The 21,620-nt window shown below is 53.6% G+C and carries 15 protein-coding genes; 5 read left to right on the forward strand and 10 right to left on the reverse strand.

Annotation, left to right across the window (positions count from 1 at the left end; genetic code table 11):
• Positions 1-2: 2 nt before the first annotated feature.
• On the reverse strand, positions 3-1,235 hold the full coding sequence (locus MFFC18_RS18005) for a hypothetical protein (RefSeq protein WP_075082970.1): 1,233 nt from the start codon (positions 1,233-1,235) through the stop codon (positions 3-5).
• Between the two features lie 229 nt (positions 1,236-1,464).
• Here MFFC18_RS18005 and MFFC18_RS18010 point away from each other — a divergent pair, with 229 nt between their 5' ends.
• Positions 1,465-2,859, forward strand: a complete 1,395-nt coding sequence (locus MFFC18_RS18010) for a leucine-rich repeat domain-containing protein (RefSeq protein ID WP_075082969.1) — start codon at positions 1,465-1,467, stop codon at positions 2,857-2,859.
• Here MFFC18_RS18010 and MFFC18_RS18015 read toward each other — a convergent pair whose 3' ends face one another.
• The 4 genes from MFFC18_RS18015 to secA form a co-directional block, all read right to left on the reverse strand.
• Positions 2,860-4,182 (reverse strand): alkaline phosphatase family protein, encoded by a 1,323-nt coding sequence (locus tag MFFC18_RS18015; protein WP_075082968.1) that lies wholly within the window; start codon positions 4,180-4,182, stop codon positions 2,860-2,862. It abuts the gene before it with no gap.
• Positions 4,175-5,029: a sugar phosphate isomerase/epimerase family protein gene (locus MFFC18_RS18020; RefSeq protein ID WP_075082967.1), complete on the reverse strand. Its 855-nt coding sequence runs from the start codon at positions 5,027-5,029 to the stop codon at positions 4,175-4,177. The genes MFFC18_RS18015 and MFFC18_RS18020 overlap by 8 nt, the downstream gene beginning before the upstream one ends.
• Positions 5,030-5,125: 96 nt before the next feature.
• Entirely contained in the window at positions 5,126-6,469 is a 1,344-nt protein-coding gene (locus MFFC18_RS18025; protein WP_157665064.1) for a 3-deoxy-D-manno-octulosonic acid transferase, read from the reverse strand.
• A gap of 90 nt (positions 6,470-6,559) precedes the next feature.
• Positions 6,560-10,264: a preprotein translocase subunit SecA gene (gene secA, locus MFFC18_RS25695; RefSeq protein WP_075082966.1), complete on the reverse strand. Its 3,705-nt coding sequence runs from the start codon at positions 10,262-10,264 to the stop codon at positions 6,560-6,562.
• A gap of 490 nt (positions 10,265-10,754) precedes the next feature.
• Here secA and MFFC18_RS18035 point away from each other — a divergent pair, with 490 nt between their 5' ends.
• On the forward strand, positions 10,755-11,561 hold the full coding sequence (locus MFFC18_RS18035) for an MBL fold metallo-hydrolase (protein WP_238381194.1): 807 nt from the start codon (positions 10,755-10,757) through the stop codon (positions 11,559-11,561).
• 553 nt (positions 11,562-12,114) lie between these two features.
• On the opposite strand, the gene MFFC18_RS18040 is transcribed toward MFFC18_RS18035, so the two are convergent.
• Entirely contained in the window at positions 12,115-13,389 is a 1,275-nt protein-coding gene (locus MFFC18_RS18040; RefSeq protein WP_148618671.1) for an IS701 family transposase, read from the reverse strand.
• 155 nt (positions 13,390-13,544) lie between these two features.
• Here MFFC18_RS18040 and MFFC18_RS18045 point away from each other — a divergent pair.
• Both MFFC18_RS18045 and MFFC18_RS18050 read left to right on the forward strand, forming a co-directional pair.
• Positions 13,545-14,674 (forward strand): IS630 family transposase gene (locus MFFC18_RS18045; protein WP_202907504.1). Its coding sequence is split into 2 segments (ribosomal slippage): positions 13,545-13,971 and positions 13,971-14,674, totalling 1,131 coding nucleotides; the frame shifts between segments, so codons are not numbered across the junction.
• A gap of 25 nt (positions 14,675-14,699) precedes the next feature.
• The gene (locus tag MFFC18_RS18050) at positions 14,700-15,344 is read left to right on the forward strand and encodes a PEP-CTERM sorting domain-containing protein (RefSeq protein ID WP_075082513.1); all 645 of its coding nucleotides are present in this window, start codon (positions 14,700-14,702) and stop codon (positions 15,342-15,344) included.
• 74 nt (positions 15,345-15,418) lie between these two features.
• Here MFFC18_RS18050 and MFFC18_RS18055 read toward each other — a convergent pair whose 3' ends face one another.
• Together MFFC18_RS18055 and ggt are read right to left on the reverse strand one after the other, a co-directional pair.
• Positions 15,419-16,720 (reverse strand): hypothetical protein, encoded by a 1,302-nt coding sequence (locus tag MFFC18_RS18055; RefSeq protein WP_148618967.1) that lies wholly within the window; start codon positions 16,718-16,720, stop codon positions 15,419-15,421.
• Positions 16,721-17,116: 396 nt separating this feature from the next.
• Positions 17,117-18,844, reverse strand: coding sequence for a gamma-glutamyltransferase (ggt, locus tag MFFC18_RS18060; protein ID WP_075082511.1), 1,728 nt, complete (start codon positions 18,842-18,844; stop codon positions 17,117-17,119).
• A gap of 503 nt (positions 18,845-19,347) precedes the next feature.
• Here ggt and MFFC18_RS18065 point away from each other — a divergent pair.
• Positions 19,348-20,211 (forward strand): hypothetical protein, encoded by an 864-nt coding sequence (locus MFFC18_RS18065; protein ID WP_075082510.1) that lies wholly within the window; start codon positions 19,348-19,350, stop codon positions 20,209-20,211.
• Here MFFC18_RS18065 and MFFC18_RS18070 read toward each other — a convergent pair.
• Both MFFC18_RS18070 and MFFC18_RS18075 read right to left on the reverse strand, forming a co-directional pair.
• A complete protein-coding gene (locus MFFC18_RS18070) occupies positions 20,171-21,013 on the reverse strand; it encodes a hypothetical protein (RefSeq protein WP_075082509.1) in 843 nt (280 codons plus the stop codon). The genes MFFC18_RS18065 and MFFC18_RS18070 overlap by 41 nt on opposite strands.
• On the reverse strand, positions 21,003-21,590 hold the full coding sequence (locus tag MFFC18_RS18075; protein ID WP_148618968.1) for a hypothetical protein: 588 nt from the start codon (positions 21,588-21,590) through the stop codon (positions 21,003-21,005). Before MFFC18_RS18075 ends, MFFC18_RS18070 begins: the two co-directional genes overlap by 11 nt.
• Positions 21,591-21,620: the final 30 nt, after the last annotated feature.

The following is a 21,620-nucleotide window of genomic DNA, read 5'->3' on the forward strand; positions in this document are numbered from 1 at the left end:
TCTCACTGCAGCGGGTACGCGGCGGGCGTCGGCACGACAGGAATTGCCTGGACTGGATAGGTCGTTCCCAGCTGCTTGCTTTCGCCGAGACAGCCCCAAGGATCGCTTTCTGGTCCGCAATATCCGTTGTCCGTTCGTTGATAGTCGATCAGCCGAAAATTCGCCAAACGATCGAACGCGTCGATCAGCTTGTTCTCCTGGCATCCCGAATATCGACTCGCTGCTCGCTCCGGATTATGCTCGTCCAACTTGGCTGAAAACGGACGAGGCCAGTAAGCGGAAAACTGCGGATGCTTGTTATTGCATCGCTTGCCGCAGGCATAGCCACCGGGTTCAGTCGGTTGGTAAGGCCGACCGTGCAGCCCTGTGCGGGCCACCGAACGACATCCACAGCCACGGCTCGGCCCCTGCGTACAGGGATTGTTTTGCTTTCGGGGATCGATCGGATAAACCGACGGGTCTCGATAGACGTCATAGTTGAGCTCTGGTTTTCGGTGAGCTTTGGCAGTCGCTTTGTCAGCAGCTTTCTTTGCCGGATCACTTTTCATCACGCCCTGCGCGTTCGCGGCAGGCGCGGGTTGTATTTGCTGAGTCGACGGCGGCACAATCGTCTGCGGATGAGCCTGAATCGGTGCTGGATCAAACGGAGACCTGTACTGTGGCGGCAACGTCTTGATCGAACCGAGTTCTCGTTCAGGTTCGACTTGGATTTTCGCAGGCTCCGGGCTGACCGGTGCCAGACGTTTCGGTACGGGGGCAGGCTCGGTTGGCCGAACCGGTTCTGGAACAATGCCTGATGGAGAATGCTGCTCGGTTGAGTTCGACTGTACGTTCGCTTTCGGCTGTACGTTTGCTTTCGGGATGGCCTTTGGCGACGGGCTCGCGATCGTTTCTCCGCCAAGCAAACTCGCCAACGGATTGGGAGCCAATTCAACTCCCGCGTAACTCGGGCCGCTTGATTCGTCCGAACTTTTCGAGCTCGACACTGGCGGAGTGACTGGCTGGCTTTGCAGAGCGGATTGGGGCGTGGCTGCACCCGTAGTATTCGCATTCACCTTGGGCGACGGCTCGCTGAACCCTGGATCGGCGGTGCTTTGATACTGCGGCACGGGGCCATCAAGTGCGGAATCCAGCAGATCGTCCTCCGACCCGGAATCATGGGTTGTGAACGAAAACGCACCGAGCAACATTCCTGCGGTGGCCAAGTGCCAGCTATTGAGCCTGAACAATTGCATTTGAGTGGACCTCAATACAGATAAACGAACAATCATCATTTCGGTCACAACAGTCACAAGCCGCATATCTTGTCAGCGAATTTCCACATGTTCTGGTCAGCGAAAATGTTCGTCCTGGTTAAACTATGAGCTTTGTGCGGGCCAGGGGCTCAACCTCCTTCACTTCATCTACTGGCGTGCTACCCTATATTTTTGGCCTTTACCGGCGTCGCTATCAGGAGAAACCGAGTTGAACACGCGCGTACTTTCGACCATTTTGCTACTGCTTTCTTGCCTTGCCGTTGGCTGTCAGAAGACCAACTATGACGATCTGATCCAGGCGAAAAAGCAGCGGGATGAAGCTCGACAAAGATCAGTTGAATCAGACGTCGTGAGTTCTGAGCAACCGAAAGCTGAGCCGGTTCCAGTTGTCGAGCCACTGTCGGCTGAAGTTCGGGAAGCGTTGGTCAAAGAAATCGAAAACGTCGGCGGCTATGTTGTCCTTTCGAAAACCGACGGCACGATTTCTGAGGTCGACTTTGCGGACATCAGCAACGATAACGCTCTGCTGGAAAAGCTGGCAGATTGCACGGCCCTTACGCGTCTTTCGTTCAACGGTTCGACTCTCGACGCAAAGTCCTTCGAGGTTCTCTCAAGCTTCGACACGCTTCAACGCGTTGACATGCCTGGAGCATCTTTGACGTCCGCAGACATCACGAACTTGGGCAAACTTCCCAAGCTCAAGTTTCTACAGATGGCGCGAGTCAGTTTCCCAGCCGATGGTTTCGACCTGTTCGCCAAGTTTCCAGCGTTGGAGCAGATTCGCTGCACTCAAACCCGCGTCAAATCCTCGGACATTGCCAAGCTGGCGGACTTGAAGACACTGCGAGCGCTCGACCTTACCGATAACCAAATCGCAGACACGGCAGTCGAAGCGATTTCCGGATTGCCCAACCTTTCGTTTCTGAAAATTTGGGGCGGACAGATCAGCGACCGAACTCTCGATTCGGTGGCCAAGATGAAAAAGCTGAAAGTGTTGGGTTTGAATTACACGCAAGTCACCGACGCAGGAATGAAGAAACTACAGGGACTTGAGAACCTGAAGGAAATCTACCTGTTCGGCACTGACGTGGGCGACGAAGGCATGCGGGCTCTGGCAAAGATCCCCAGCCTCGAAGTCATGGTGCTTCGCAACACCAACATTTCGGATGCAGGAGTTGAGGCGCTTTCCGAGCTGCCGAACCTTCGAAAACTGGACTTGAGTGAGACGAATTCACCAGGCATCACGGATGCTTCAGCTCCGCATTTTGCTCGCATGGACAAGCTGAAAGAAGTCAATTTCTGGAGCACCAAAATCGGTGACCCGGTCGTCGAGAGCATCGCTACACTCGATTCGGTCACGTGGCTGAACATCGACAAGACCGCGGTGACTGACGCGAGCCTGAAGACGCTTGAGAAAATGCCTCAGCTCACATGGTTGCACTGCGGATCGAACAAGGAACGCTTGACCGACGACGGTGCCGAGTCGCTTTTGAAGCTTGAGAACCTGAAGTATCTCAACATCAGCCAAAACGATATCAGCGAAGACATGTTCTATGATCTCGACGACATGATTGCCCCCGAAGGCGGCACCGTTATCTGGTAGTCAGGCTTGCTGAAAAAACCGAATGACGGATTCAAAAACCTGAGTCTCACTGAGCACATCGCCATCGAGAAGGGCTGCATCGGAACAGGCTAACACACCCTGTTCCTTTCCCGGTTCCTGCGGCACGCCGTGCGATCCTTTGACTAGCGTGGCATCCAGCGGGACTGACATGGTCGCCATGTCGAAGCACAATTCGATCGGATCGTAGCCAGGCTTTCGATGAATATCGACCGTGTGGGCGAAGGATGGCGCGAGCGAATCGTCCAGCCACCAATAGTAAGCTTGCCAGCTATTTGCGTTGGAAACCAGAACGACGTCTCCGCTGCGTTCGTGGTCCAGATCACCTCGCTCTGGTCCGACCAGAACTTTATCGATGCCTTCGGTGTCCTGAAAAAGCTCGACGACCCTCGCGATCGTTTCTTCATTTCGATCTTTCACGAACACGTGTGAGAACTGGTGGTCGACCAATGCCCACGCGTCGCTGTGCTCAAAGTCCAACATCTCTTTGCCGGGATCTGAATCGGACTCGCAAACGGACAGCAATCCGGCGTTTCGTAAAATTCGATTGGGATAGCTCACGTGATCCACTGCGGTGATCACATACTCGCTCAACACCATCCACGATGGATCCTCCAAGCCGGCATTCATATCCGCGACCAGTTCGCCAATCAGCGCGTCCAGTTCTTCAACCGCCGCAATCGCCTGTTCGCTGTCAGGACCAAATTTCTGCGCCGCGTAATCCAGATGCGGCAGATAGATGTAGAAGAAATCCGGTTTAAACTTTCTGGCACATTCAACGGCTGAATTGGCAATCCATTTGCTGGACTTGATATTGGCCAACGGGCCCCAAAAATGTTTCAGCGGAAAGTGATCATACTTTTCCAGCAGTTCGCCGTAGAACTCCTGTGGTTTGGTGTAGCACCAAAGGTCTTCGCTGCCGTCAGGCTTGTGAATTGGAGCCGGCATGCAAACATAGTCCGCGCCGCAACCTTTGCTCAGCATCGGAAACCAGGCAGCCGACTTGAGCCCTTTGTCTTTGAGCAAATCCCAAATCTGCGGCTGTTGGATGACTTCGTTCCAGGCCGTCCACATTTCAACCTTGCATTCGTCTCGCCAGTAAAAACCATTGGCGACAACGCCATGACTGTCCGCTGCCTTTCCTGTCAAAACGTTGGCTTGGCTGGGCCAGGTGACGCAAGGGAACGCATGCCGGACGGTACTAACGCAACCTGAACTGGTTAGCATTTGCAAGTTTGGCATCTTCTGCAGGTCTTTGCGACGCAGGCCAGGGACGGTAAGAAAAACGAGTCGTTTGCTACTCAAGGTTTTTGGCCTTTGCTTGTTCGATAAGTGGAAAAAGGAAGTTGTAGCTGTTTTGAATCATCGCCGCAGCGTCCTGGCTGAAGTCAGGCAAGTCGACGTGAATTCCGCCGCAGTAGCCCGAACCGGCGATCGCATTGAGCACTAACGGAAATCCGATTTGGCCCTCGCCCAGCGGAAGATGTTGATGCTTGCCTTCGCGAACATCTGCGATGTGGATGTTTGCGATTTTGTCTTTCCAGCGATCGAGCTGCGCGGCCAATGGAAGTTCGTCGTTGCAGAAAATGTGGCTGACGTCCAAGGTTAACATCATCCGTGGCGAATCGAAAAGGTGCAGCAGTCGATCAAATCGTCCCAGCGTATCAACCAGCATCCCGGGCTCCGGCTCGATGCTGACGACGACATCGCGTTCGGCGGCGTACAGGAGCAGTTCTTCGACACCATCAACCAGTCGACCCATCGCTTTCTCGAACGTCAAACCTTCGGGTCGGGTGCCTGAACGCATTGACATACAGTCGGCCTCAAGTTCCGCAGCAACGTCGACGCAATATTTCAGATAGCGCATTCGACTTTCCACCAGCCCCGGATCGTGGTCCATCAACGTCGGACCGTTTCGCGTTTCGGGATCCAACAGAAAGTTCGCGGTCGCTTCGACCACGCAGTTGATCCCTCGATCGTTGAGCAGCGATTTCACGCTATGAACATTTGCTTTGACACCGGCGTCTCCGGGCGCGAGCCAGCCGTGGTCGATGTTGATCGCCACACTCCGGTAACCGGTTTTGGCGAGCAGGTTCAGCCCGGCGAACAGACCGTGCTGCGTCATTCCATTGGTGTGATAGCCGATTCGCATAGGTAGCTTGCAGCGGAGACGGAAACTGGAGCTGCAATTATAACCCGAAGCGGTTCCGACTGGTCACCGGGGGCGTGGCTCGGATTGCGAATTGGTTCACGCCGCGTGTTCGAGGTCTTTCCGCGACTTGGACTGCAGGAACCGACCTAGAATTTCAACCGTTCGAGCTGCTGCTCCTCGATGCTGTTGCACGAACTCCTGAGCTCGTTTTCCCATCGATTCGCTTTCAACGCGATCACCCAACGCTCGGGCAACGAAATCGGTCAGCTGCACAGTATCCTCGACGACTTTAGCGGCGTTGTGCGCGAGCAGACCGTCGACCGTGGATTGGAAATTCGCTGTATTGGGACCGAAGCAGACAGGAATTCCATAGGCCGCTGGCTCGATCATGTTTTGCCCACCTCGCGAGCCCATGCTTCCGCCGACGAAGGCCACGTCCGCCAAGCCCCACCAGCCTGAGAGCTCTCCAATGACGTCGACGACAAGTATGTCCGAGTCGACTGAAACGCTGCCGTGCTGCGAACGTCGATTCGCAACCAGGCCTTTCTTTTCCAGCAACGATTCGATTTCTGCGAATCGATCGGGGTGACGCGGGACGATGACCAGTTTGAGATCGCCAAATTCACTTCGCAGCATTTCCCACGCGTTGACCGCGGCTGATTCGTCTTCGATTTGGGTGCTTCCGGCGATCAGGATCCGGTCGTCATCAGCGATTCCAAAATCCCTTGCAAGGCACCGGCAGGCTGACGTTTTTGCGTTGTTGCGATCTGTTTCAATGGCATCGTATTTGAGATTTCCAGTGACGATGACCCGATTAGGATCGCACCCAAGTTCGACAAATCGATCGGCAGAGATTCGATCCTGGGCGGCGACTCGATTCAACTTTTGAAACATCGGCCGGGTGAAGAATTCAAAACGGCGATAATTGCGGTGGCTGTTTTCGCTCAGCCGTCCATTGGCGACAACGACTGGCAGTTCAAGATCCGCAGAAATGTGAATCAGGTTGGGCCAGAGTTCCAGCTCTGCAAGGACCAGCAGGTCGGGATCGATTCGCCTGATCACGTTTCGAATCGCCCAGCTGAAATCAAACGGAAAGAAGAAGACTTCATGCCGGTCTCCGAAGAGAGCCACCGCGCGGTCGTAGCCAGTTTCCGTTGTGGTGGAAATGAAGAGCTCGACATCGCCGTGATGCTGAAGCAACGAACCGACCAGCGTGTTGAGCAGATGGACTTCGCCGACGCTGACAGCATGCAGCCAAATCCGCTTTGAGCCAACCGGTTTGGCGGAAGCCGGAACCAACCCAAACAGCTTTTGACTCCAACCTCGACGGTTTTTGCCTTTGGACACAAAACGCCATGCGAGCCACGGCAAACCGATCAGCAAAATGATCAGCCAGATTCCGTTGAGGACGAAGGTGCGGATTTGGGATCGCAGGCGCAAGTCAATCCTTTGCTCTTGGGCGATTTGGGGGTTGCTGTCGGGTGTCGGTCTGGGACAGACCGACCTACTAACGGACAGATCGACCTGCTGCTAACCGGCTTTTCTCATGCAGCAGTTCTTGTACTTCTTGCCGCTGTTACACGGACACGGATCGTTGCGACCAACTTTGTTATCGCGGTTGCGAATCGTTTCCGCTTTCTGTTTCGAACCTGCAGTATCGGCCGCGTCCTGATTCTCCTGCGTGGTATCGTCCTGATAGGTTTCACGCGTTTCGATCGTGCGAGTTTCTGTCGGCGGCTTGGCCATGGTTTCCGTAAGCGTGTGGCTGACGAAATCCGCGTTCATATTTTCCATGCGGAAAACAAGATCGGTGACACGTTCGCCGATCGAGCTCCAAAGCCCTTCGAACATTCGCATACCTTCGCGCTTGTATTCGACTTTGGGATCAAGCTGAGCCATCCCTCGGTTGCGAACGGCACTGCGAAGGTAATCCATCGCCAACAGGTGGTCTTTCCAGGCCGAATCAACGACTTCCAACAAAACCATTCGCTCCATGCGACGGAATTCAGGATGGTAATGATTCTCGACGATCGCTTCGAGCTGATCTTCAAGCTGATCTTTCTCAAGCCGATCAACATGTTCAAGATCCAGTTCGTAATCCAACGTATCCTTGAACCAACTGGCCAGAGAATCAGCAGCACCGTTGGCATTCTTCAAAGGCAGTTCGCCTTTCTGGGAAAGCTCGGTCAGTTTTTCATGCAGCGTGGCAATCGCTGTTTGAGCTTGTTGCTGATGGTGCAGGCTTTTGTCGATCAACAGATCGGCAATTTCCTGACGCTGTTTATCCTGAATAACCGACGCCGTCATGTCAGCGTCTTCAAAACGCTGCGCGGCCCAGTCCATCAACTGCTCGCGATCAAGCCGCGGTTGCGCCCCGCCGCTGCCGGGAGTTGAGAACTGATAGAAACCAGCCATCACCGGGTATTCGGCTTCTTTGCGATCGTAAACTTCGATCGCCTTATCGGTCGCCAGTTCCGTGATCTCGTCGGCAGAAGCTTCGCTGTGCGATTCCGGATCAAGCTCGATACCGAATTTAGCCTTCAACCATGCGGCCGCTGTTCGGACGCCATAATTGTGATGCAGCATCTGCTCGGCATGAGAAATGTCGATCTTCTCGAGAGCCTTGCGAGCCTTGTCGATCAGAAATTCGTCGACCCGCTCACGACCCACCTTCTTCAATTCATGCTCGTTGACTTTCAAGTCCCAGCGACTGTTAGCGAAATGAGCCAACGCTGACCAACTCCATTCGGATTCGTCTTCCGAGATCGGCAAATGGTCTTCGACCTGACTGACGACCAGAGTTTCCGCCATCCGCTGCGCTTCATCGATCGCCGTTTTTTCTGCTTCATCCGGAGACAGCTTTCGAAACAGCTTTGGATCAAGCGAATCCACTGACAGCTGGTTGGCCGCAGAGCTTGCGAACGATTCATAGCCAAAGGAATCGTCGAGGCAAGTCGCAAGGTTGGACTCAATTTGCTCGCGAATCATGTCCTGCACGATCTCGCGACAACTGGCTCCGTCGAGAATCCGCTGACGGAAGCTGTAGATACGCTTTCGCTGCTCGTCCATCACTTCGTCGTATTCGAGCAAGCTTTTACGGATCTCGAAGTTAAACTCTTCGCGCTTCTTCTGGGCACTGTCGATTCGACGTGAAACCATCTTACTTTCGATCGGCACATCGTCCTTGAAACCGCCCATTTCAAGCACGCGTTTCACGAACGGACCGGCGAAGATTCGCATCAGGTCATCGTCGAGGCTGAGGAAGAAACGGCTACTTCCGGGGTCACCTTGACGACCGCAACGACCACGAAGCTGAAGGTCGATCCGGCGAGCGTCATGACGTTCGGTTCCGAGTACGTGCAAGCCGCCCATGGCTTTCACTTCTTTGCCCATCTCGGCCATTCTGTGTTCTTCGTCGATCTCGGCGACCAACGCATCCCACTCTTCCTGCGGAACATCCAAACGTGTCGGATAGGTATCCTGCAAGCGCGCCCACGCCATCGTTTCCGGGTTACCACCCATGATAATGTCGGTACCACGACCGGCCATGTTCGTCGCGATCGTGACGGCACCAAAGCGACCCGCCTGAGCGACAATATCGGCTTCACGTTTATGGTTCTTGGCGTTGAGAACTTCGTGCTTGATCCCGCGTTTGGTCAACAGCTCTGACAACAACTCACTTTTCTCGATCGTGGTGGTACCCACAAGGATCGGACGTCCGGCTCGCTGTATTTTTTTGACCTTGCCCTGCGACAGCGTGTGTTCTTTGCCGTCCATGCTGTCCTTGATCACGACGTCGCCATCGTCGCTGACCAGTTTGCCGACGTAGATGTCACCGTTGTTCATGAAAACCATGTCGTGCATGTGATAGTTTTCGACTTCTTCGGCGACAGCGCTCCACTTATGCTTTTCGCTGCTGTAGATGATGTCCGGATGAGCAATCCGCAGCATCGTTTTGTTTGTCGGGATGGCGACAACATCGAGTTCGTAAATCTTGTAGAACTCTTCGGCTTCCGTCATCGCGGTACCGGTCATGCCGCAAATTTTGTCGTACAGCTTGAAGTAATTCTGCAGCGTGATCGTCGCCAGAGTCTGAGTCTCTTCCTTGATCTTGACGTTCTCTTTGGCCTCGACTGCCTGGTGCAAACCGTCGGACCATTGTCGACCGTCCATCAAGCGACCTGTGAACTCGTCAACGATCACAATTTGGCCATCTTTGACGACATAATTCACATCGCAAGTGTAGAGCGAATGGGCGCGGAGTGCGTTGTCGATCAGGTGCGGCCATTCCATATTGCCGGGCGTGTAGAAACTTTCGACGCCGGCAAGTTTTTCCGCATGACGCACACCTTCATCAGTCAGCGTCGCGGTGTGATCTTTTTCGTTTACCTGGTAGTGCAGATCGCGTTTCAACTGCAACGCGATCTTGTTGGCTTCGGCGTATCGGCCCGGATTCGTATGAGCCGGTCCGGAGATGATCAGCGGCGTACGGGCTTCGTCGATCAAAATATTGTCGACTTCGTCAATGATCGCAAACGCCAACTTGCCTTGCGACTGCTGCAAGCGCGAAGGAAAACGTTCATCGCCGCGTGCCGCCGGACGCATGTTGTCGCGAAGGTAGTCGAATCCAAACTCGTTGTTGGTTCCGTAAGTGATGTTGCAACTGTAGGACTTTTGTCGATCCAGCACCGGCATGTTGGATTGGATGTTGCCGACGGTCAAACCAAGCCCCATGTAGAGTGGTGCCATCCATTCCATATCGCGACGCGCAAGATAGTCGTTCACCGTCACGACATGCACTCCGCGGTCCTCAAGCGCGTTCAAGTAAGCCGGCAACGTCGCCACCAGAGTCTTACCTTCACCGGTCACCATTTCTGCAACCGCGCCGCTGTGCAGCACCATGCCACCTACCAGCTGAACGTCGTAGTGCCGCATGCCAAGAAATCGCTTGCCGCCTTCGCGACAGACAGCGAAAGCTTCGGTCAGAATGTCGTCGGTTGTTTCACCGTTTCGCAATCGCTGCATGAACAGCTGCGTTTGATTCCGCAACTCTTCATCGGTCATCTTTTCGTAGGTCGCTTCGAGCGCACCGATCGCGTCGACGCGGCCCTGAAGTTTCTTGACCTGGCGCGCGTTGGATGAACCAAACAGGTTCGTGATCGTTCGCTCAACATTTCGGACGACGCCTGAAACGAAGTGCGTGGTGTTGTCCCAAAGAAGTTCCAGCTTTTCCATAATTCTTTCCGGTATCCGAACTAGCTGAGGTTGGTTCCAGCAAGAAAGTTCGGTTCGAATTTTTAAAGTTGATTGGTCTTGTCGCGCAGCTTTAACGCCATGCCGATCTGTCAGTCCTGTTGATCGACATTTGGCCTATTTTCAGCGTGTTTTCGGTTCCGTCAGGTTATCTTGCTGGCGAAAACGGGTCAATGTTAACTGAGCCGCCGTTAAGCCAACAAATGCTGATTTTGACCGGTCTTTCACAGCCCATCTTGCTTCAGATTGTCAGTCAGAAACGGGGAAGAAAGTTAGAAGGCAACAACCGTGCCCGAACTTCGCATGGCAGTGCATGATTTTCCCACGGTAAGCCCGGGCACTGTTTCAGTAAGCCCTGTCTTGAGTTTCAGTGCTGTATCGACAGCACGCCAATCTGATTATCCTTTTGAATTCCTGTTTTCGGATTCCCAATCCGCCTTATCCGCCCGACAAGCACCTGGCAAATTTTCTCGTGAGCAAGCAACCGGTCACAACTGACATCCGCGGCAAACTGATCCTGCTGGGGACGGGAACATCGGTCGGCGTGCCCGCGATCGGCTGCGGCTGCGACACCTGCCAAAGCGACAATCCCCGCAACAAACGGACTCGCTCGAGTGCTATCTTTGGGCTTCCAGAGGGCAATCTGCTGGTCGACACATCGCCGGATCTTCACCAACAATTGATCCGCGAAAAGATCGGCATCGTGCATTCGGTCATCTACACGCACGAGCACAGCGACCACATTATGGGCTTTGACGACCTCCGTCTGTTCCAGTTCTACCTCGGCCATCCGGTTCCGGTTTACTGCAACGAGACCGTGGAACAGCGACTTCGGATGGCGTTCGATTACGCTTTTTCGGATCGCGAGGTGACGCATGCAGGCGCTGCCCCGTCGGTCGATCTGCGTCGGGTCTCAACGGAACCGATCGATATCCTTGGTGCGACCGTGATTCCGATCCCGCTCAAACACGGGCCTTATTTTGACGTGCTTGGCTTTCGCATTGGCAACGTTGCGTATTGCACCGACGTGAGCCACATTCCGGAGTCGAGTTTTGAGTTGCTGGAGGGAGTCGAAGTCCTCGTTCTCGATGCACTTCGCAAAGACCCGCACCCGACTCATTTCAGCATCGACCAGGCGATCGAAGTTGCCGCACGAATCGGCGCAAAGAAGACCTGGTTCACTCATTGCGCCTGCAAAGTGAACTACGAAGTCGTGAATCCGACGCTTCCTGACGGGATTGAAATCGGTTACGACGGTTTGCAGATCGACCTGTCGTAGTCCTGACAAGCGGAACGTTGCGTATTCAATTTCGATACGAATGGCAGGCCCCCGGGGAACGCTCCCAAACAATGAAACCGGTTGCGTAGGGTTTTATTCTTGGGCAGGACTGTCAGGTGTTACCCGGATCGACCGATTCGAAAGGTGGAATGCGATACGGAATCTTTGCGTAATGTTGCTTCTGTCATGTTTCCCAATGGCTCTCATTGAAACTCGCGATAAAATAGGCTAACTGGGCGGTCAAATGCTGACGATTAGATGTTAACCGCACCGCCTCTTTACAATCGCAGTTTTCACTAGCAACTGCAATTCTGCTACCCCTTGGAGAAACATCATGATCAGACGTTTTGCAACTACGTTAGTAGTTCTGCTAGTACTACAGCGCTAGGTTGAACCCCAGTAGCATCGTTTGATTTTGCTTACTTTGATGCCAATTCTCCGGAGTTTTTTGCGAGTTCTCTTGGCGTGTGATCGTGTTGCTTTTGCGTTTCGTTGTTGGTGGTACTGAATCGTAGCGGCAACCCGGTCCAGTAGCGCCGACGATGCCCGCCCCTTAAGCCACCAAGTCTGGACCAGTGCCGATACGGCGTCGTGAACCTGATAGACGGTGAACCCTGATTTTTTTCCCCCCGAGCTTCTCTCGCATCTTCGTCAAGAACAGGTAGCTTACGCACGACAGAATCATGTGTCGTTTGAGCCCGAGATACTTCCGGCCCTCCCAGGCGTCGAGTCCAATGTCCTGCTTTTGATCCTGGAAGCAACGTTCGACATGCCAGCGGCTGAAGGCAACGAGCAACAACTTTTGAACGCTTGTTGCAGCCGGCGCGTTGCTGAGAAAGTACTTGATCTCATCCGGCTTGAGTGGGTTACGAGCCACCAACAAGTGCCAACGCTTGCTCGAAACACTCTTGCCGTCAGGACGATAAATCATCGCATGCTTGACTTCCCAGACCATGGGACCTTTATCTCCATCTTTGACGCGATAACGCTCCCATGACTGATTCGTGAACCGCGTGGATTCTTCCAGCAGTTTGCGAAACGGCTGAGCTTTGGGATTGTCTTTGGCAACTCGCGCACCTTTTTGCGGCCGACCACGACACGGATCTTTGGGAGGATGTTGGAGCCCGGGTTTCTTGATCCAGCCGGTCATTGAAACCGGAACCTCGCCGATGAATAACTGTGCTTTGGCATCAAGAGCTCGTAAAAACGGGCCTTTGGAGCCGTAGCCTTCGTCAAAGGTGATCCACTCAAACTCCAGACCGTTGGACAGCGCGCGATCGTAAAGCTCCAGTGCGATCTTCCACTTTGGCTGATACACCATCTCGTCGGGGATCCCGGCAACGCGACAACGCTCGCGATCTTCAGACCAGCTCTCAGGAAGGAACAACTCACCATCAAGCAAGCAGTGAAAGTCATCCTGAGCAAAAGCAAGATGAACCGTCACCATGCAGTTATCGGTCTTGCCAACCTTGCCACACCACTGACGCTGAACGCCAGGCGTCTTGGTGCCTTTCTTGACATCGCTCGTTTCGTCAAACACGCCGATGGCACGCTTGCTACCGCGCTCCGTTGCCACCATCTGTTGCAGACGATCTCGCACGGCGTCTTCATTCCATGCGTATTGAGCAAGAAACTCCTGAAGCGTGCGAACGGGAACTCCGGCAGCCAGTGCAATGGGCTCAACACTCTTGCGAGCAAGGTTTGATAGCTGACCCTGAACATACGTTGGCATATGAGCACGGGTATCTTTTCGACTAAAACAATCGGAGAACCGATTCAGAAAACGTGTCAAAGCTGGTTTCATCTGACGAATCCAAGTACCATCCATCAAAGCACCTCCTTGTGCGTGAACGATATAGAATCCCAAATTTCAACTAATTCTCAAATATCAACCTAGCGCTGTAGTACTAGCAGTCTGTCAAAGTTGAGTTGACTAGTTTTTGGCTATCGTTCATTGTCTTCTTTTTTGCCACGGAGGGCGAGATGAAAACGAAGTCAGAACGTTTTGTTGTTGATTTGACTGATAGCGAACGTCATTTACTCAAAGACTTGATTCGCAAAGGCGGTAAGTCGGTTTCTGTTCTTGGTCGAGCTCGCGTTCTGCTCAAAGCCGACCAGGGAAAGACTGATCAGGAGAACGCAGAGTTTTCCGGAGTGAGCCTTTCGACGGTATTTCGCATTCGTCGGCGGTTCGTCGAAGAGGGGTTGGAGTCGGCAGTGTTTCGCAAGAACACTGGCAAGCGAATTTATCGTAAGCTTGACGGTAAAGCTGAGGCGACGTTGATTGCAACTGCATGTAGTGAAGCTCCCGAGGGCAGAAGTCGGTGGACATTGCGTTTGCTTGCTGATCGTCTGATCGCTTTGGAAGTTGTCGACTCGGTCAGCCACGAGTGTGTCCGCGAGACGCTGAAAAAAACGAACTCAAGCCTCACTTGAAGGAGCAGTGGGTGATCCCTCCCGAGAAGAACGCTGAATTCGTAGCTGCCATGGAAGATGTCCTTGAGGTGTATCAACGCCCCTACGACGCCAAACGTCCTGTTGTGTGTCTTGACGAAACGAGCAAGCAACTCGTTGGCGAAACTCGAACTCCAATCCCCGCCAAGCCGGGCACTCCAGCTCGAGAGGACTACGAATACAAACGCAACGGTGTTGCGAACCTGTTTATGCTTTTTGAGCCACTGGCAGGGTGGCGCCACGTCGAGGTGACCGATCGACGAACGAAAGTTGACTTCGCCCATGTCGTCAAGAAACTTGTTGACGAGCTTGATCCTGACGCGGAGAAAATTGTCTTGGTCATGGATAACCTCAACACCCACAAGCCTGGCTCACTGTACGAGGCCTTTGAACCGCAGGAGGCTCGTCGGTTGATCGAGAAGTTGGAAATCCACTATACGCCCAAACACGGCAGCTGGCTCAACATGGCCGAAACCGAACTGGCTTCGCTGGCAAAGCAATGTCTCAACAGGCGAATCCCAACCAAAAAGACACTCGAAAAACAGGTTGCAGCCTGGAACCGTGGAAGAAACGAGTCGGAAGCAACCGTTGATTGGCAATTCAAAACTGACGATGCAAGAATAAAACTAAAGAAGCTTTACCCATCAATTCAGCTCTGACAGACCACTAGTTACTGCGTGTTCCATGCCGGCTTCGGCAGACGTAGTGCTGACCTTCGATTCAGACACCGAAGGCTTTGCTGTCACCGGCACGACCACCGGAGCAGTTGTATCGCACGCGATCGTCGGCGGCGAAGGCATGCTAAAACTGGAAGCTCCTGCCGGTTGGGCTGGTGACATGGCCAAACTGGATGCATCCAATTGGTCATCTGCACTGTTTGATGAAGTCACTGCCGCAGCGGTCAATGGCGGAACGATCAGTTACGACGTTTTGATTCTGGAATCGGACCAAACTTACACAACCGCCCCACAGTGGTTTGAAACAACGCACATCACGCAAGGAGAATTCGCCGGATACGACTCTGACACAGTTCGATACGGATTGAATTCAGGAAGCTGGCCTCTCGCCGGCGGCCAGTTTGCAACAACAGTTGTCGCTCCGATTACAACGACCGCTCCTGGCGCAGACGACGTCTCAGGCTACTTCGATGTTACAGATACGTGGCGTAACTTCCACTTTGGTCTGAACAACGACAGTGGCAACCTCACCGGCAACGCTGTCGTGTATTTCGACAATCTGACGTTCTCAGCCAACGCCGTTCCAGAGCCATCGACGCTCGCAATCCTCGGCGCCTTCGGTTTGATCGGCATGGTTCGCCGACGTCGCTAGATTGAACCAGCTTTGACAACAGGTACAGGCCGTGCCATTTGGGCACGGCCTTTTTTCGTACCAACATGATATCGCTAGTTATTGAAGAACGGCATTAAATTGTGGCTTTCCACGCTGATGGTTTCCACTTCGTAAGTCACCGTTGCAGCATCCATTTCTGCATCATCGACTCCCCGACCTCCGTCGACCGTTGTCTCGTGACCGAGCTTGACTCCGCACAGCTTCACTGAGTCGTTGCCGTCACCGAGGGAGACATCAAGGTAGTCTCCGATCTCGACGCTATTTAACTTGACCACGTCGCTACCGTTATCAGTGTCGACCACGAGATCTCGCTTGAAAAGTCCACCCTGGAAGTGGAATTGATCAACTTGATCGCCGCCGAAGACTTCAAGGTCGCGATCGCAATCGACATCTGAGAAATATCCGTAGTTGTTTCCGTCACGAGAAGCTCCGAGATCAATGACGGACTGATCTGCCAAGTCACATTGAACCAACATTGCGTAGTCAGTCCCTTTGCCGGTCGTGACATAGAGGGTTTCCGATTGAACCGCGAACAATCTCAAAAAGTCATCCTCGGAAGTTCGGTTGAAAAGCGTGCCGGTCGTGGCGACTTCAATGTTTCTGGTAAAGACATTCCAGAGCGTAAAATCAGTCTTGGCCGAGTCGCGATCAGCAGTCAGCCAAACCGATGATGGTTCAGGCGACACTCCGGTGCAAATCGGGCAGTACAAGCCAACGTCACCCCATGTCGTGTCGACATTGAAGATTGTCGCTTTGGTAGCCATCGCTCGAATCGCTCCAAGAAACCCGTCGACCGAAACCAGTTCGGCCTGTAGATCCGCACATCGAAACCGGCACTGGTTCAAGTGGACCCGTGACTTCGACAGTGTTGGATCGAGTGAGGTTGGCATCAGAAAACCGGTGGGACTATCGCCTACAAACAGAAAGTCGCCTTCGCAATCTTCGACCTGCACTGAATCGTCGCCGGCTCCCATGATGGCGCCAAAGTTTGTAATTTTACAATTTGAAACGAACGCTTCTCCCGACCGGAATTCGTGTTCGAGCAACAGCTCTTCAATCTGCAGATCATGAACATAAAACGTATCTCTGCCGCTTTTTAGATTTATATGTATTGCAGCAATGCCTGTTGGCGAAAAGTACTGGGCGCTTTGCCCGTTGATCGTTGTCCCGGCGTATCCTCTGACGACGATGCTCTTGGTGTTAAAGAATACTTCAACAGAATTGTCGCCGTTGTTTCCATCGATTTCGATCAGCCCGCTGCTGCTGGTAGCGATGATGTTGCTGCAAAACCCGGGCGCTGCTGCCACAAGACAAACGAGCGTGGCGAACAGAAAACGTGTTTGATGGCTTGACATGATTTTTCCCAATTTCGGTGAATGCATTGCGGTGGACGTACGTGGAGACCGCGGACGCCCGTGGTGAAGATGGCTTATTTACACAGCGTGTTGCCACGAAAAAGCGCACAAAGATTCTGGAAGAAACAGGATTTTTTTTCTGGCGCCCGCACGGCAGAGGACTCAGAGACCCCGTGAAAGTAAATCTGGACCGTTGCGAAGCAGACGAAAATTGGCCAAACCAAACGAGTGGTCTACCAGAACGGATATGACCAGCGGAACGGGTCCAATATCAAGCTTGGGCGAGCATGCTTGCGCGCTAGCAAACAGGGCGCTCTTCGATTGAGTCTTTACAATCCACCAAGCCTGATCGGTGTCACGCCACAGGACCTTTTCCCGTCCCGTCCGCGTGGCGAACTACTCTGACCCCATAGCGGAACCCGGGACTCGGGGATCGTGCACGCCCGTAAAAATTCCGGTCTCGGGATCGCGAGAAATCAACTGGCTCACACCCACATTGTCGGAATCGGCAATCTGTAGCTCGTGCCCAAACGAAGACAGCTCTGCCTTCAACGATTCGTCCATCGTCGACTCAACACGCAAACGATCTGGCGACCATTGGTGATGGAAGCGAGCCGCTCCAATCGCATCCTGTGGCGTCATCCCGAAATCGACAACGCGAATAATCGTCGACGCGACTTGCGTGATAATCTTCGGGCCACCCGCAGCCCCCAATGTCATCACTGGTTTTCCGTCCTTGAGAACAATCGTGGGGCTCATGCTCGACAACGGCCGCTTGCCAGGTTGAATCGCATTGTTGTCCGCGCCGATCAAATCAAAAGCGTTGGGAACGCCAGGTGCGATTGCGAAATCGTCCATCTCATTATTCAGAATCACTCCCGTACCTGGCACGATGACTTTCGAGCCAAACGTCGTGTTGATCGTTGAAGTGATCGCAACCCAATTGCCTTCCTCGTCCGCGGTCGCGATGTGCGTCGTGTGTCGATCCCGGAAAACGTCTGCCGGATTCGGCGGGCAGCCATGGGACTGAACATCTGACACAAATCCGGGATCAATCAGCTTGGCAAGTTCGCAAGCGTAAGGTTTGCAAATCAGGCTTTTGGGAACGTTGGCAAACGCCGGATCCCCTGGCCAATGAGCGCGATCCGCGAAAGCCAGCTTCATCGCTTCGGCAATCAGGTGAATCGCCTCGGCCCGATTGCGCTGAGCGATCGCTGCGAGGTCGAAGTGTTCGACAATGTTGAGAATCTGAGCCACGTGAATGCCACCGGAGCTTGGCGGCGGAAATCCGACCACGCAAACGTTGCGATACAGCGTAGCCACGGGAGCCCGATCCACGGTCTGGTAGTTGGCAAAATCGGATTCGGTAATGGCTCCTCCGGATTTTCGCATCCATTCCGAAACCGATTTGGCGAACGGTCCGCGGTAGAACCAGTCCGTCCCGTTCGCGGCGATATTGCGATAAGTAGCGGCGAGATTTCGCTGCTGCAGAAGTTCCCCGGCGAGTTTGGGAGTTCCGTCCTCATGCAACAACAACGCAGCGGTTGCGGGAAACAGTTTGATTCGTTCTTGTGTTCGCGCGATCCGGGAACTGTATAGCGGCGTGATCCTGAAACCTTCTTCCGCGATTTGGGCGGCAGGTTCGAGAAGTTCCGGAAACGCCCGCCTTCCGTGACGCGAGACGGCTTGTTCGAGGGCCAACAAAGCTCCAGGCACCGCGACAGCCCGTGCTCCGGTTTGAGATTGAGCAGACTGAATCTCTCCGTTTTCGTCTCGATAGAAATCCTGAAACGCCATCGCCGGAGCAGTCTCACGGCCATCGATCGCATATAGCTGTCCGTCAGACGTATGGATCAGGATGAAGCAACCTCCTCCGATCCCGGAGTTGTAACCGTCGACAACGCCCAGTGTCAGAGCCGCCGCAACGGCTGCATCGACTGCGTTTCCACCGCCACGAATCGCATCGAGACCTGCCTGAGTCGCGATCGGCGATACGGTCGCCACCATGTTTTTCTTGCTGTGGCCGACGTTCGTTGGCTGACACGCGGACGCGTCGGCGAAGCAGATCGCTGCGATGGAAACGGCCAGCAAAGCGGCTGAGAATATAGAATAGCGCGTTTTCATGATCCTTCACGTGTGGAAAGTGGGAGCCTGATTTCCTTACTTAATTGATCATAATTACCCAAACTAATCCATACGCGAAGAGCGAATTTAGAACTGGAGAATGGTAGCTGTCGGCTAACGCATTCGCGCAGCTCTTTTGAGGGCCGGCCATGCAGATTGAACACCTCCTGTTGTTCACCAGTGAAGGACGAATGGTTGTGTGGCTTTGTTCCGGTCGCCCGTTCTGACAAGTTCGCGCGTTGAGTCAAAGTTTCGCGGCAGTTGAGGCAATGTACTCGGCCAAGCACAACGCAGATCATGCATCAACGGTCCGGAAACAGCCGCTTCTTTCGAATACCGGACATTGCGGCGTCCTGTCGCCAAGCCCCGGTCCAACTCGTCCGCCGTGGACGGAATCGAATATCGGCAATCGAAATCGTCCGTTGCAGCTTGCCAGTCTCGATTGAAAGCGAGATGATGAAAACGCGCGAAACTCCATTTTATTCTTTTTCAGGAGTAAACCGATGAAGGCTGAACAATTCACGATTCCGCTCGCCCTGTTGATCACAATACTGGCCGGATGCTCAAGGCCGACGATGGCTCAATCGACTTTTGATCTTGAGCCGCCAATTCAGGCCAGCACGAATTCTTCTCAAGTCACCCTCTCGCCGGACCCCGCCGCGTTGCCGGTTTTCCGATTTGCGACTGCTGAATTTGACGATGCGGGAAACCTGAACATTGTCACCAAGCACGCGACTCAGACGCTGGTCGCTCCGATGCCAGGTCAAATTGACCCAGAGCTCGACCCCAAAGGCATTCCCTACACGGAGAAAGTTACGCAGACCTACACCGTCGCCGTTCCCTACACTGAGAAAGACGACGACGGCAATGTTGTCAGTAAGATTCGAACTGAAACCAGAACCCGTCAGGTTCCGTTGACTCGTTATCGAGCCCGCAACGCGGAGGAACAGGCTGAGTTCGAAGCCAGGGTTGCCGAACACAAAGCGGAATTGGAAGCCGCCGGAGACGACGTCATAAATCCAGCGGTCCCGAAAAACGTCACGATGGAGTACACCGTTAACGTGCCACAACCTGTCACCGAAGATGGCAAGGTCGTCATGAAGACGCGGGCAGAAACCAGAAAACGAACGGTTGTTGTATACCGCGGCAAATCGGAGACGAAAACTGAGCTCACGACGAAAACCTATTCACTGGACGAGGTGAAGTGCTATGGCGTCGATGGAAGCGAGCTGGATGCTGAATCGCTGAAGCAACGACTGGTCGAGCGGCAGCCTGTGATTTTGCTAAACAGCATCGAAGGGATCACGCCGTTCTTCGAAACGCTGCTCAACCCGAACGCGATTTTCGTTGTTGAGCCTCAGGAATAGAGTCCGTTCGTTTCGTGTCGTGCAGTCCAACCAGTGACAATCCAATCAGGCAGGTCACGACTGAAAATAGCGACAGGTTGTTCGTTAACGCGATTCCGCACAACACAATCATGGCCACGATCGATGCAACCTTTCGCGGCATCAGCCAAAGAAACGCGCAAATGCTCTCGCTGACCAGAACCATTCGCGAATGCCATGTGGCAAACTCTCGCAATCCCGCTTCGGTCATCGATTCACGCAGCAGGTTGTAAGTCCAAAAATCCCGACCCTTGAAGTAGATCTCATGAAGGACTTCGCCGGACCAATATCCGGGCGTTAGCTTTCCAATCGTGCCGCCAAGAAAGATCAGGCTGAGGATGACGTGCGACAGCCAGGCGGCTCGCGGGTACAACGTTTGAAATGATTCTCCTAACCGCGTCGTTAACCATAAACACCACAGCGAAGTCCAGGCACACGTCAGAAATGTGACGTCGTTGTAAGCGTTTTGATGAACGCAAAGAATCGACAAACCAACAACGCTTCCGCAGCCCAGCAACAACAGCGGACGTTTGGCTCGAATAAAAATCGTCAACGCAGAGCAGGTCGTGGCGATTGCGTAGGCGGCTACCAAAACAAACTGAGACCGAAAAAAATCGGGGAAGAACGGATCGACGAGAGGATACTGCTCGTTGACGCCCAGCGAGAACCAATAGAACCGCACTTTCCAAATCAGCGACACCAGGATCCCGGCGTGTACCAGCTTCAACAACGAAAGCGTTTCTCCTTCGCCAGCGATCTGTTTGTCAGCTTCGCTACTGAGCATCGTGCTGCACCCAGTTTTCGGAATAGCGTTGAACCAGCAGCGTGCCGTCCGGCTGCTCCTTGATTTCCCAACGCCCGATCAGTTCGGACTCGCGAAACTTCGTCGACATTTCAAACGTTCCGTGCTTCTGTTCCGCGAACCAGTGCGGCGAAAATTCTCCAAACGTCACGCAGCGTGCCGGGAAGTGATTTACGGGGCAGGCGAACCATGATTCGTGGTCGCTATCGATTGGAGCATCCCCGACCATTTCGTTGGTAAACTGCACGCTGTTTTCAAAGTTGTACATCGAAGGCACCGGCGCCATTGCCGCCCAAGCCGGGAACGACGGAGAAGCCAACTGAAAACGTCGCATCGCCTGTTCCCGGGTGGTTTGCGAAAACAGAATCGAAACAATCCAACAGGAAATTACCAGCGCAACGAACAACAACGACAGCGCAAACCAGTCTTTCTGACGATAACTTTCAGCGATCAATTTTGCCGGACGAACCATGGCAAGAGAATAGCAGAATCCAGCGAGCCACGGCCAGATTAGATTGCCGTCGCGAACCTGAGTTGACTCCAATGGTCTGATTGGCAAACAAACTCATCCTGCACGAACTACTAACAG

It is taken from the genome of Mariniblastus fucicola (assembly GCF_008087665.1).
Taxonomy (GTDB): domain Bacteria; phylum Planctomycetota; class Planctomycetia; order Pirellulales; family Pirellulaceae; genus Mariniblastus; species Mariniblastus fucicola.

What these genes read in the sequence shown, in the direction of transcription:
- MFFC18_RS18050 (WP_075082513.1), top strand. Translation starts at nt 14,700, where the DNA reads ATGCCGGCTTCGGCAGACGTAGTGCTGACCTTCGATTCAGACACCGAA.
- MFFC18_RS18005 (WP_075082970.1), bottom strand. Translation starts at nt 1,235, where the DNA reads ATGCAATTGTTCAGGCTCAATAGCTGGCACTTGGCCACCGCAGGAATG.
- MFFC18_RS18020 (WP_075082967.1), bottom strand. Translation starts at nt 5,029, where the DNA reads ATGCGAATCGGCTATCACACCAATGGAATGACGCAGCACGGTCTGTTC.
- MFFC18_RS18070 (WP_075082509.1), bottom strand. Translation starts at nt 21,013, where the DNA reads ATGCTCAGTAGCGAAGCTGACAAACAGATCGCTGGCGAAGGAGAAACG.
- ggt (WP_075082511.1), bottom strand. Translation starts at nt 18,844, where the DNA reads ATGAAAACGCGCTATTCTATATTCTCAGCCGCTTTGCTGGCCGTTTCC.
- MFFC18_RS18040 (WP_148618671.1), bottom strand. Translation starts at nt 13,389, where the DNA reads ATGGATGGTACTTGGATTCGTCAGATGAAACCAGCTTTGACACGTTTT.
- secA (WP_075082966.1), bottom strand. Translation starts at nt 10,264, where the DNA reads ATGGAAAAGCTGGAACTTCTTTGGGACAACACCACGCACTTCGTTTCA.
- MFFC18_RS18065 (WP_075082510.1), top strand. Translation starts at nt 19,348, where the DNA reads ATGAAGGCTGAACAATTCACGATTCCGCTCGCCCTGTTGATCACAATA.
- MFFC18_RS18055 (WP_148618967.1), bottom strand. Translation starts at nt 16,720, where the DNA reads ATGTCAAGCCATCAAACACGTTTTCTGTTCGCCACGCTCGTTTGTCTT.